9 protein-coding genes are annotated in these 12,145 nt (G+C 74.5%); 4 read left to right on the top strand and 5 right to left on the bottom strand.

What is annotated here, in order from left to right; genetic code table 11:
• Positions 1–83: 83 nt before the first annotated feature.
• Entirely contained in the window at positions 84–1,517 is a 1,434-nt protein-coding gene (locus tag ACIQG9_RS10065) for a pyridoxal-dependent decarboxylase (protein ID WP_400399884.1), read from the top strand.
• A 99-nt stretch (positions 1,518–1,616) separates the two neighbouring features.
• On the opposite strand, the gene ACIQG9_RS10060 is transcribed toward ACIQG9_RS10065, so the two are convergent.
• Together ACIQG9_RS10060 and ACIQG9_RS10055 are read right to left on the bottom strand one after the other, a co-directional pair.
• Positions 1,617–2,612 carry a sulfite exporter TauE/SafE family protein gene (locus ACIQG9_RS10060; RefSeq protein ID WP_400399882.1) on the bottom strand — a complete coding sequence of 332 codons (996 nt, stop codon included), beginning with the start codon at positions 2,610–2,612 and terminating at the stop codon, positions 1,617–1,619.
• 202 nt (positions 2,613–2,814) lie between these two features.
• Positions 2,815–3,285 (bottom strand): RrF2 family transcriptional regulator, encoded by a 471-nt coding sequence (locus tag ACIQG9_RS10055; protein ID WP_400399880.1) that lies wholly within the window; start codon positions 3,283–3,285, stop codon positions 2,815–2,817.
• A 220-nt stretch (positions 3,286–3,505) separates the two neighbouring features.
• On the opposite strand from ACIQG9_RS10055, the gene ACIQG9_RS10050 reads away from it, so the two are divergent.
• Both ACIQG9_RS10050 and ACIQG9_RS10045 read left to right on the top strand, forming a co-directional pair.
• Positions 3,506–4,915, top strand: a complete 1,410-nt coding sequence (locus ACIQG9_RS10050) for a serine/threonine protein kinase (RefSeq protein WP_400399878.1) — start codon at positions 3,506–3,508, stop codon at positions 4,913–4,915.
• Positions 4,916–4,939: 24 nt separating this feature from the next.
• On the top strand, positions 4,940–6,709 hold the full coding sequence (locus tag ACIQG9_RS10045; protein WP_400399876.1) for an extracellular solute-binding protein: 1,770 nt from the start codon (positions 4,940–4,942) through the stop codon (positions 6,707–6,709).
• Here ACIQG9_RS10045 and ACIQG9_RS10040 read toward each other — a convergent pair whose 3' ends face one another.
• From ACIQG9_RS10040 to ACIQG9_RS10030, 3 genes are all read right to left on the bottom strand, one after another.
• Positions 6,710–7,579, bottom strand: a complete 870-nt coding sequence (locus tag ACIQG9_RS10040; protein WP_400399874.1) for an acyl-CoA thioesterase — start codon at positions 7,577–7,579, stop codon at positions 6,710–6,712.
• A gap of 11 nt (positions 7,580–7,590) precedes the next feature.
• Complete coding sequence (gene pyk / locus ACIQG9_RS10035) at positions 7,591–9,039, bottom strand: pyruvate kinase (RefSeq protein WP_400399872.1); 1,449 nt, start codon at positions 9,037–9,039, stop codon at positions 7,591–7,593.
• A 294-nt stretch (positions 9,040–9,333) separates the two neighbouring features.
• On the bottom strand, positions 9,334–9,699 hold the full coding sequence (locus ACIQG9_RS10030; RefSeq protein WP_400399870.1) for a YciI family protein: 366 nt from the start codon (positions 9,697–9,699) through the stop codon (positions 9,334–9,336).
• Positions 9,700–9,950: 251 nt separating this feature from the next.
• On the opposite strand from ACIQG9_RS10030, the gene ACIQG9_RS10025 reads away from it, so the two are divergent.
• Positions 9,951–12,086 carry a SpoIIE family protein phosphatase gene (locus ACIQG9_RS10025; RefSeq protein WP_400399868.1) on the top strand — a complete coding sequence of 712 codons (2,136 nt, stop codon included), beginning with the start codon at positions 9,951–9,953 and terminating at the stop codon, positions 12,084–12,086.
• The last annotated feature ends 59 nt before the right edge of the window (positions 12,087–12,145 follow it).

Here is a 12,145-nt window from a genome sequence, read left to right as displayed (position 1 = left end):
CTGGATCCTAGGACAACGCTTTCCCGCCGCACAACCCGCTCCCGCCCTTGCCCCGGAGCGGTCCCGACTGATCGACTCGGCGGATGGCTGAGCACATGGACCCGGAGGAGTTCCGCAGCGCCGGGCACGCGGTGGTGGACTGGATCGCCGACTACTGGACGACGCTCGGGCAACGCCCGGTGACCTCGCAGGACCCGCCCGGCACGGTCGTCGCCGCGCTACCGGCCACCGCGCCCGAGCACGGCGAGCCCATCGCGGCGGTCCTCGCCGACATGGACGACATCATCACCCCTCGGCTAACCCACTGGCAGCACCCGGGCTTCTTCGGCTACTTCCCGGCCAACACCAGCGGACCCAGCGTCCTCGGTGACCTGGTCAGCTCGGGTCTGGGCGTACAGGGCATGCTCTGGGCCACCGCGCCGGCCTGCACCGAACTGGAGACGGTGACGCTGGACTGGCTGGCCGACCTGATGGGCCTGCCCGAGCGGTTCCGCTCCACCGGCCCCGGCGGCGGGGTGATCCAGGACTCGGCCTCCTCGGCCACCCTGGTCGCCACCCTGGCCGCCCTGCACCGGGCCAGCAAGGGCCGGTGGCGGGAGGTGGGCGTCGACCGCCGGTACCGGGCGTACACCTCGACGCACGGGCACTCCTCCATCGAGAAGGCGGTGCGCATCGCCGGGCTCGGCGGGGAGGGGGTACGCCCGATCGAGGTGGATCCGGTGACCCAGGCGCTGCGTCCGGCGGCGCTGCGCGCGGCGATCGAGGCGGACCTGGCCGCCGGTGAGGTCCCGGCCATCGTGGTGGCCACCATCGGGACGACCTCCACCACCGCCGTCGACCCGCTGCCGGAGATCGGGGCGATCTGCGCCGAGTACGGCGTCTGGCTGCACGTCGACGCCGCGTACGCGGGGGCGGCGGCGGTCTGCCCCGAGCTGCGCTGGTCGCACGCCGGCGTCGAGTACGCCGACTCGTACTGCTTCGACCCGCACAAGTGGCTGCTCACCGGCTTCGACTGCGACGCCTTCTGGGTGGCCGACCGGGGCGAGCTGACCGAGGCGCTGACCGTGATGCCGGAGTTCCTGCGCAACGCGGCCACCGAGTCCGGCGCGGTGCTCGACTACCGGGACTGGCAGGTGCCGCTGGGCCGCCGGTTCCGCGCGCTGAAGCTGTGGTTCGTGCTGCGCTGGTACGGCGCCGAGGGGCTGCGCGCGCACATCCGCTCGGGGGTCGCCCTGGCCGACCGGTTCGCCGACCGGCTGGTCGCCGACGACCGGTTCGCGCTGGCCGCCGCGCACCCGTTCTCGCTGGTCTGCTTCCGGCTGCGGGCCGGCGACGAGGCCAGCGCGGCGCTGCTGGCCCGGGTCAACGCCAGCGGCCGGGTGCACCTGACGCACACCCGGGTGAACGGCCGGTACACGCTGCGCCTGGCGGTCGGGTCACCGCTGACCGGACCGGAGCACGTGGACGAGGCGTGGGAGCTGCTGGCCTCGGCGGCGACCGACATCCTGGCCGGCTGACCGGTCCCCGCCGTCCGACCGGACCGGCGGGGACCGACCCCACGGTGGCGACGAGGCCCGGTCGGGTGGGCGGCCCTGGTGTGACGTACCCGGTCAGGGTCAGCGCTCGGCGGCGGCCAGCCGGTCGTCGGCCCCGACCGGCCCGGCGGCCACCACCGGGGCGGGCTCGACCGCGCCGTCCGGGGCGGCGTGGTCCGGAGCCGACGTCGCCACGGCGGCGTCGACGGTGGCGTGGGTGCGGCGGGTCCGGCGCAGCGCGCGGACGGCCAGCACCAGCGCGGCCAGCCAGCCGGCGGCGAGCAGCGCGTAGACGACCGGGCGGGCCGCCGGCCCGGCGTCTCCGGCGTTGAGCAGGGTACGGGCGTTGGTCAGCACGATCACCCCGCCGATGGTGGCGCCGAGTAGCTGGGCGGGGACGATCCGCACCAGCCAGGCGGCCACCGGCGCGGCGATCAGGCCGCCGACCAGCAGGGCCGCGACGGTGGGCAGCAGGAAGCCCTCACTGCCCAGGCCGATCAGGAAGCCGATGCTGGCCGCGCCGGCCACCACGAACTCGGCGGTGTCCACCGAGCCGATCACCTTGCGCGGCTCCATCCGGCCGGACACCAGCAGCGCCGGGGTGGCCACCGGACCCCAGCCCCCACCGCCGGTGGCGTCGACGAACCCGGCGACCAGGCCGAGCGGGCCGAGGAACCGGCCGCGCAGCCGCCCGCCGCCCGGCCGCGAGCGCAGCGGCCGGGAGAAGCGCACCAGCAGGTACGCGCCGAGGGTGAACAGGATGCCGGCCATCCAGGGGGCGGCGTTCTCGGTGGAGATGGAGCTGAGGAAGGTGGCGCCGACGAACGCGCCGACCGCACCGGGCAGGGCGATCCGGCCGACCACCCGCCAGTCGACGTTGCCGAACCGCCAGTGCGCGACACCGGCGGCGAGCGTGGTGCCGATCTCGGCGAGGTGCACCGAGGCCGAGGCGGCGGCCGGGGCGACCCCGACGACGAGCAGCAGGGTCGACGAGGTCAGCCCGTACGCCATGCCGAGCGCGCCGTCGACGAGCTGTGCGGCCAGCCCGACCAGGGCGAGAACCAGAAGCTTGCGCACGAGCCCCTCCGAACTTTTCGGCATCTCCTATCGACTTGGTCGACAATGCGGCACGGCACCGGTCGGGTCAAGCCCCCGATCGGTGGGTGGGACGCCCGCCACCCGGCGGGGAACCCCGGACCGGGCGGCGGAGGCGCGATCCGGCGCGGGACACCGGGCCGGACCGGCCGAGGCGCTGGCGGGACGGGGAGTGGGACGCCGGTCAGCTCCAGGCGCGCGGGTCGGCGGCCAGCTCGTTGATCCGGTCCGGCAACGCGCCGGTCGCCACGTCGGCGATGCTGACCTGCTCCAGGATCTCCCGCTCGCTGGCCCGCAACGCGATCCAGACGTCCTGCAACGCCCGCGCCGCGCCGTGGTAGCCGAGCTGCTCGGGACGCTGCCCCCGGACATGGGCGAGCGGGCCGTCGATCACCCGGATCACCTCGGCCAGCGAGATCTCCGCCGCCGGCCGGGCCAGCCAGTAGCCGCCCTCCGGACCACGCTGGGCGTGCACGATGCCGCCCCGGCGTAGCTGGAGCAGGATGCTCTCCAGGAACTTCGGCGGGATCTCCTGGGCCCGGGCGATCTGCTCGGCGGTGACCGGTCGGCTCCGCCCGGCGTTCGCGCCATCGGCGACCGACGCGAGTTCGGCGGCCGCACGGAGGGCATAGTCGACCCGGGCGGAGAGGCGCATGACCGCAAGGCTAGTCGGCTGACCACCCGGCTGGGTCGCCGCCCTCCACCGAACGGTCGACCGGGCCGGCGGTTCGTCGACCGGCGCCGTCCCGACTGCCGGCCGGGCGACGCCACGCGGTGGCGCGGACGTGGCACCATACCCGTGTCGCCGGCGGGGGTTGCCGGTGGACGACCCGTCCTCACCACGAGAGCATTGGCCGATAGGGGCAGCGACAGCGATGCCGGACGTGACACCGCTGAACCCGCGGGACCCGCGACAGGCCGGGCCGTACGAGCTGATCGGCCGGCTCGGCGCGGGCGGGCAGGGCGTGGTCTACCTGGGTCGCGACGAGCAGGGCCGGTGGGTCGCCGTCAAGGTGATCAATGTGGACCTGCACCAGCACCCCCGCGCCAAGTCCCAGTTCGCCAAGGAGATCGCCGCCGCCCGACGGGTCGCGCCGTTCTGCACCGCGCAGATCCTCTTCGCCGATGTGGACGGTGACCTGCCGTACGTGGTCAGCGAGTTCATCGAGGGCGTCACCCTGCAACGGCACGTCCGGCAGCACGGCCCGGTCAGCGGCAACGCCCTGCACCGGCTGGCCGTGGGCACCGCCACCGCGCTCGCCGCGATCCACCAGTCCGACGTGGTGCACTGCGACCTCAAGCCGGACAACGTGATCCTCGGGGCGGACGGCCCCCGGGTGATCGACTTCGGCATCGCCCGGGCGCTCGACGTCACCGAGACGATGACCAGCCGGATCATGGGCACCGCCCCGTACATGGCGCCGGAACGGTTCCGCGACGACGAGGTCGGACCGGCCAGCGACGTGTTCGCCTGGGCGGCGACCATCGCCTTCGCGGCGTCCGGACGCCCGCCGTTCGGCACCGGGGCGGTGGCCGTGGTGATGCACCGGGTCCTGCACGACCCGCCGGAGCTGACCGGGCTCTCCGGCCCGCTGGCCGACCTGATCGGGCGGTGCCTGGACAAGGACCACCGGGTCCGGCCCCACGCCGAGGAGATCCTGCTACGGCTGCTCGGGTACGGCGCGCGCGGCGGGACGGACCTGCCGATCCAGTCCGTGCTGCAGGCCGGCAACGAAGCCGCCGCCACCCAGCCGGTGACCCGCTCCGGATCGGCACCGACGGTGGCGGACCGACCGTACGGACCTGCGGCGCAGCCGACGCCCACCCTGGTCGAGCAGCCGGTCACCGCGACGCCCACCGTGACGGACCGGCCGCTCGCACCCACCGTGGCAGACCGGCCGCTCGCGCCCACCGTGGCGGACCGGCCGCCCGCATCGGCCGCGCCGACGACGCCCACGGTGGTCGACGCGCCGACGCCGACGGTAGCCGAGCGTCCGCCGCAGCCGACGTCCACGATGGCCGGCTGGGCCCGGCGGATGCGCCGGCAGTGGGCCGACCCGTGGGGCGTCTCGACGGCGATCTTCCTCGGCTCGGTCGGCGGGGCGGCCGGATACGTCGCGTCCGCCGCCGTGGGCACCGCCGCCGCCGTCGGCTCCACCACCTTCGTCGTGGTCTACGGTGTCCGTCTGCTGGTCGCCACCGCGCTGACCGCGACCGCCGAGCCGGACGGCGTCCCACCGGACACCACCGACCGGCCCGTGCCGGCACCCCGAACCGACGCCTGACCCGCCGAACCCCTGGAGGACCCGATGGCCATCGGTCAGCGTCCCGCCCGGCCGTGGCTTCCGTACGCGGCGGCCGTCGTCGCAGGGCTCGTGGTGATCGCCGCGGCGTACCTGTTCGTCGGGCCGACGCCCGGCACGGACCGGTCCGACTGCGTGCCGCTGGCGGTCAACTCCTCCACCGAGAAGAGCGCGCTGGTCACCCAGCTCGCCGCCCGGTACAACGCCGCCGACCGGCGCTTCGGCGGGCGCTGCGCGCAGGTGAGCGTCAACGGCCTCAACTCGGGCGAGGCGATGGAGGCGCTGGCCGGCGGCTGGACGCTCACCCAGCCGCAGCTTCCGGCGCCGCAGGTGTGGCTGCCCACCTCGTCGCTGTGGACCGGTCAGCTACGCATCCTGGACAAGGCGGCGGGCCGGGCCCCGCAGACCCCCGGCCAGTACCCGTCGATCGCCAACAGTCCGCTGGTCATCGCCATGCCCCAGGACAAGGGCGAACTGGTGCAGCAGCGCGGCCCGCTCGGCTGGGCGGACGTCCTCGGCCTCTCCGGCGACACCGGCTGGGCGGCGTTCGGGCGACCACAGTGGGGCCGGTTCACCTTCGGCAAGGACAACCCGCACCTGTCCACCTCGGGCCTGGCGGCCACCATCGCCACCTACTACGCGGCGGTCAACCGGGCCAGCGATCTGACCAGTGAGGACCTCGCCCAACCGGCGGTGACCCAGTTCGTCCGGCGGATCGAGGCCAACGTGTCGCACTACAGCGACGACTCGGTGGACCTGCTGCGCAACCTCGCCGAGGCGGACGCCGCCGCCACCGGGGACGCCCCGGCGACGGACATGAGCGCGATCGTCCTCCAGGAGGAGCTGGTCTACCTCTACAACCAGGGTCAGCTCAGCCCCACCCCGGGCCAGAAGCCCCGGGTCCCCCTGGTGGCGGTGCACCCCAAGGAGGGGACGTTCAACCTCGACCACCCGTACGTGGTGCTGCCCTCGGCCGACCCGGCGCAGCGCGAGGCCGCCGAGGACTTCCTCCGGTTCCTTCAGGCCGACCCGCAGCAGCGCAGCTTCGCCGAGCTGGGCTTCCGCGACAAGGAACGCCGTCCCGCCGGCTCGCTCCTGGCCGCGGTGCCCGGCCGGGGCGGCGACCAGCTCAACTACTTCGACCCGCCGACGCCGGAGGTGGTCGACGCGATCCTCGACGGGTGGGACACCCTGCGCAAGAAGGCCAACATCCTGCTCGCCGTGGACACCTCGGGGTCGATGAAGGCCAGCGTCGGCGACCAGACCCGGTTCCAGGCGGCGACCGGCGCCGCCGGGAAGGCGATCGAGCTGCTGAACTCCGCCGACCAGGTGGCGCTCTGGTCGTTCTCCAGTGAGACCCCGCAGCGGCCGAAGAAGCCGTACAGCGCGGAAGTGCCGTTGTCTCCGCTGGACCGGACGGCGTTCACCCGCAAGCTGGCCGGGCTGCGGATCGGGGGCAACACCGCGCTGTACGCGACGGTCCGCGCGGCGCACCGCACCCTGCTCGACAACTACGACCCGAACCGGATCAACGCGGTGGTCGTGCTCACCGACGGCAAGAACGAGTACCAGAAGGACAGCGACCTGGCCCGGCTGCTGCGGGACATCGCGTTGGATCCGAAGCGGCCGGTCAAGGTCTTCTGCGTCGCCTTCGACCAGGAGTCCGACCTCGCCGCCCTCGACCGGATCGCCAAGGCGTCGGCCGGCAAGGCGTTCGACGCCAAGGACCCGGCCACGATCGACGAGGCGTTGGTGAAGGTGGTCAGCAGCTTCTGATCACGCGCCGACGCGGCGCAGCAGACCCTCCTGCACGGCGCTGGCGATGTGCCGGCCGTCGGTGGTGAACAACCGGCCGGTGGCCAGGCCACGGGCACCGGAGGCGGACGGGCTCCAGCAGTCGTAGAGGAACCACTCGTCGGCCCGGAACGAGCGGTGGAACCACAGCGCGTGGTCCAGGCTCGCCCCGACCACGCCGCCGGGACCCCAGACCTCGCCGTGCACCGAGAGGACCGAATCCAGCAGGGTCAGGTCGGAGGCGTAGGTGAGGGCGCAGGCGTGCAGCAGCGGATCGTCGGGCAGCTTGCCGTCGATGCGCATCCAGACCCGCTGGTACGGGTCGGCCGGGCGGTCGCCGGGGCGGACCCAGCCGGGCTCGCCGACGTAGCGCACGTCGATCGGGCGGGGGATCTGCCCCCAGATGCCGAGCCGCTCCGGGTAGCGGGAGAGCCGGTCGGTCATCGTCGGGACGTCGTCCGGGCCGGGCACGTCCGGCGGGGTGGGGGCCTGGTGCTCCAGCCCCTCCTCCTGCCGCTGGAACGAGGCCGACATGAAGAAGATCGGCCGGTCGTGCTGCAACGCCACCGAGCGGCGCACCGAGAAGGACCGTCCGTCGCGGACGTTCTCCACCTGGTACTCGATCGGCTCGGCCGGGTCGCCGGGTCGGACGAAGTAGCCGTGCAGCGAGTGCACGAAGCGCTCCGGTTCGACGGTACGCCCGGCGGCGACCAGGGCCTGACCGGCGACCTGGCCCCCGTACACCCGCTGCGGGCCGACCGGGGGGCTCATCCCCCGGAAGGTCATCTCGCCGGTGTGGTCGAGGTCGAGGACCTCAAGGAGCTGGTCGACCGCGGCCTGGCCGGTCGCCACCGGGCGCTCGGTCACTGCAGGGCCCGCGCGGAGGCCGCGTCGACCAGCGAGCCGAGCTGGTGTACGCGCAGCGTGTTGGTGGAGCCGGGGGTGCCGGGCGGGCTGCCCGCCACGATCACCACGTAGTCGCCGGGGGTGGCCTGGTTGAGGCCGAGCAGGGCCTGGTCGACCTGGCGGAACATGTCGTCGGTGTGCTGCACGAACGGCATCAGGAAGGTCTCCACCCCCCAGCAGAGCGCGAGCTGGCTGCGCACCTCGGGGACCGGGGTGAAGGCCAGCAGCGGCAGGTCGCAGTGCAGCCGGCTCAGCCGCTTGACGGTGTCACCGGTCTGCGAGAAGGCGACCAGGGCCTTCGCGCCGATGGCCCGGGCGATCGAGGACGCGGCCACGGTGAGCGCGCCGCCGTGGGTACGCGGGTCGTGCTGGAGCCGGGGCACCCCGATGGAACCGGCCTCGGTGGTGGTGATGATCTTCGCCATGGTGCTGACGGTGAGCACCGGGTACTTGCCGACGCTGGTCTCGCCGGAGAGCATCACCGCGTCCGCGCCGTCGAGCACCGCGTTGGCCACGTCGGAGGCCTCGGCGCGGGTCGGGCGGGAATTCTCGATCATGGAATCGAGCATCTGGGTGGCCACGATGACCGGCTTGGCGTTCTCCCGGCAGAGCTGCACGGCCCGCTTCTGCACCAGCGGCACCTGGTCCAGCGGCAGCTCCACGCCGAGGTCACCCCGGGCGACCATGACGCCGTCGAAGGCGAGCACGATCGCCTCCAGGTGGTCGACCGCCTCGGGCTTCTCGACCTTGGCCAGCACCGGACGGCGTACGCCCTCCTCGTCCATGATCCCGTGGACGAGCTTGATGTCCTCCGCCGACCGGACGAAGGAGAGCGCGATCAGGTCGACGCCCAGGCCGAGGGCGAAGCGCAGGTCGTCGGCGTCCTTCTCCGACATCGCCGGGACGCTGACCGCCACGTTCGGCAGCGAGACGCCCTTGTTGTTGGAGACCGGGCCACCCTCGGTGACCAGGCAGCGGATGTCGTTGCCGGTGACGTCGCTGACCTCGACGGCGACCCGGCCGTCGTCGATCAGCAGCCGGTCGCCCGGCTTCACCTCCTGCGGCAGCTTGCGGTAGGTGCAGGAGACCCGGTCCTTGGTGCCCAGGATCTCGTCCCCGGTGATCACCACCGAGTCACCGGTGCGCCACTCGTGCGGGCCGTCGGCGAACCTGCCGAGCCGGATCTTGGGGCCCTGCAGGTCGGCCAGGACGGCGACCGGCCGGCCGGCGGCGTCGGCGGCCTCGCGGACCAGCCGGTACACCGACTCGTGGTCGGCGTGACTGCCGTGGCTGAAGTTCAGCCTGGCCACGTTCATGCCCGCCTCGACGAGACCCCGGATCCGCTCCGGGGACGAGGTGGCGGGGCCAAGGGTACAGACGATCTTCGCGCGGCGTGTCACGCCCATCAGGCTAGTCTCTCCTCCGGGTCGACCTGCGGGCCGACCCCTTGCGGACTGCGGAACAGTTGTCCAACGACGCGCGTCCGGGCGCGTGGCCGGCGGGACGCGGGCCACGCCGGGTACGTCGGGAGGTGGCGGGCATCGGCGACCGCGCGCCGGGAATCGTACCGCCCGCCCGCATCCGGTGTCCGGGGGCGCTCCCACGTCCGCGCCCCGCGCCCGCCCGCCCCGGACCGGTGTCGCCGGCGGGGTGGGTACGACGGGGCGGGCGGGCCGCCGGGCGGCTCGTCGTCCGGCGGCTCAGCTCTCCGTCTTGACCAGCGGGAAGTCCAGCGAGCCGGCCGGGCAGAGGAAGGTCAGCACGTCGACCATGTAGAGGCCGGCCTGCACCGCCGGGTCGGCCTCCATCACGCTGCGCACGTCGTCGACCGAGCCGGTGCGGGCCAGGCCGATGCCGATCGGCGGGGCGGGCTCCCGGGCCGGGCCGTCGATCGAGCCGGCCACCAGCACCAGACCCCGGCGTTGCAACGCCTGCATGTGCGCGAAGTGCTCGGCCTGGAGCCGCTGCACGGTCTCCTTCGGCAGGGCCCGCCCGGCCGGGCCGGGATAGAGGACGATGCACTCGTAGGTGTCGAGCGCGAAGTCCACCCGCGGCGTACCCGTCATGGCGTCCCCCTCGCGGCCGGCGCCGCAGCGCCCCGGTCTCCCCCCGACCCGGCCAGCGTCGCACGGGCGGACCGCCCGCCGCCGCCGGTCCGGTCAACTGGCCCGCCGGGCACCCCGGTCGCCGACCGGGTGGACGCCTCCCGTCCGCCGGCGGCGACACCCGCGATGATCGACAGCACTCCCCGGCCTCCCCCGCTGGTACGGTCCGAATGATGGGGAGACGCTCGAGCGCCCGGAGCGGAGGTCCCGCCATGACGAGCCCCGCCGCCGCCCGGCCGCCGGCGGACTCGCGCTGGCGGAAACTGCTCGGCACCGCCGGCGAGATGGGCCGGCGGATCGCCGGGCACGACTGGGCGGGCACCCCGCTCGGGCCGATCGGCTGCTGGCCGCAGAGCCTGCGTACCGCCCTCACCATCTGCCTGCACTCGCCCTCCCCCGCGCTGGTCTGGTGGGGCCCGGAACTGGTGCTGCTGCACAACGACGCGTACCTGGCGCTGCTCGGGCCGGACCAGCCGGACGTGCTGGGCCGGCCCGGGGCGGCGGTCTGGCCGGCCGCCGCGCCGGAGCTGGCCGAGGTGCTGACCGCCGCCCGGGTCACCTGCCGCCGCGAGCGACCGGGGCCGGTCGCGCCCGACGGCACCGGGCGGCGCCTGGTCTACTCGTCCGGCCCGGTCGTCGACGGGACGGGACGGCCGGGCGGGGTGTTCACCACGGTCACCGAGGAGCCGGTCGGTGACCGCCCGCCGCCGCCGGGCGGCGACGAGCCCGGTGACCGGCGGCGGGCGCTGCGGCAGGCCGAGGGGCTGGCCCGGCTCGCCGGGTCGCTCAGCGACGCCCGGGGCCGCACCGAGATGGTCGGAGTGATCACCTCGGCCACCCCGGCGGTGGTGGGGGCCGCCGGGGTGCGGGTCGCGGTCGCGACCCCCGGCGGCCTGGACCTGACGGTCGCCGGCGGGGCCGGGCCGCGCCGGCTGACGGTGGCCGGCGACGACCCACTGGCCCGGGTGGTACGCGGGGAGACGACCGTGCCGCTGCCGGACGGGGTCTGCCTGCCGCTGCGCGACGGCGACGGCGGGGTGCTCGGCGCGCTGGAGGTGCGGTGGGACGGGCCGGTCGCCGACGAGGAGGCCCGGCGCATCCTGCTCGACGCGGTGGCCGGACTGTGCAGCCAGGCGTTGCGGCGGGCCGAGCTGACCGCCTCGGCGCGGGCCATGGCGGAGTTCGCCGCCCGGCTCAGCGTCACCCGCTCCACCGCCGAGGCGATCGAGGTGATCCTGGACGCGGCCCCGGTGGCCCTCGGCGCGGCCCTGCCCGGCCTGGCGATGCGCGGCGAGGGCCGGCGGGTACGGCTCTGGCACGGCGAGGTGCCGGCCGGGCTGGCCGCCACCTTCGACGAGCTGACCGTCGACGACCCGCGACCGATCGCGAGCGCACTGCGCACCGGCGAGCGGATCATCCTGCGGAACCGGGCCGAGTTCGCCGCCCGCCATCCCGGCCTGCCGGACCCGGCGGGCGCGCACGGCATGGTGACCACGGTGGCGCTGCCGCTGCTGGACGCCCAACGCCGGCCGATCGCCGCGCTCGGCTTCGGCTGGCGCCGGGAACGCCGGCTGCACGACGGTGACCTGGCGTTGCTGGACACCATCGCGGACCTCTGTGAACAGACTCTGGAACGGGTCCGGCTGGCCGCCGCCGAGCACAATCTGGTGACCCGGTTGGCGGGTCGGCTGCGGACCTCGGCGACGAACGGACCACCCGGTCTGGAACTCGCCACCCGGTACCAGCCGGCGATGAGCGGCCTGCACCTCGGCGGCGACTGGTACGACCTGGTGGACCTGGCCGGCGACCGGCTGGCCGTGGTGGTGGGCGACGTGGTCGGCCACCAGGTCGAGGCGGCCGCCGACATGGCCCAGTTGCGGACGGTGGTGAACACCCTGATCCGTTCCGGGGTGCCGCTGGCCGAGGTGTTCCCCCGGTTGACCGGGCTGCTCGGGGTCGGCTTCCTCGGCACCTGCCTGGCGATGGTGGTCGACCCGGCGGCCGGTACGGCGCAGGTGGCCCGGGTCGGACATCCGCACCCGGTGCTGGTACGGCCGGGCCGGCCGCCGGAGATGGTGCCCACCGGGCACTCGCTGCCGCTGGGGCTGGTCCGCGACCCGGTGCCGGTGGCCACCGTGCCGTTCCGCCCGGGTGACCTGCTGGTGGCGTACACCGACGGGTTGGTGGAGCGGCGCGACCAGCCGTACGACGCCGGGGTCGCGGCGCTGCACGAGGTGATCGTGCCGGTGCGGGACCAGCCGGTGGAGACGATCGCCGACACCATCATGGCCAAGCTCTCCGGCTCGGACGACGACCAGGCGCTGGTGGTGATCCGGCACGCCGGCTGAGCCGCCCCGCCGCCGGTCGATGACTGCACGCCGGATCCACCGGGGGCACCCGCGACGTT

The sequence above is a fragment of the Micromonospora sp. NPDC092111 genome, assembly GCF_044755745.1.
GTDB lineage: Bacteria > Actinomycetota > Actinomycetes > Mycobacteriales > Micromonosporaceae > Micromonospora.
This window is presented reverse-complemented; position numbering and strand designations above follow the sequence as displayed.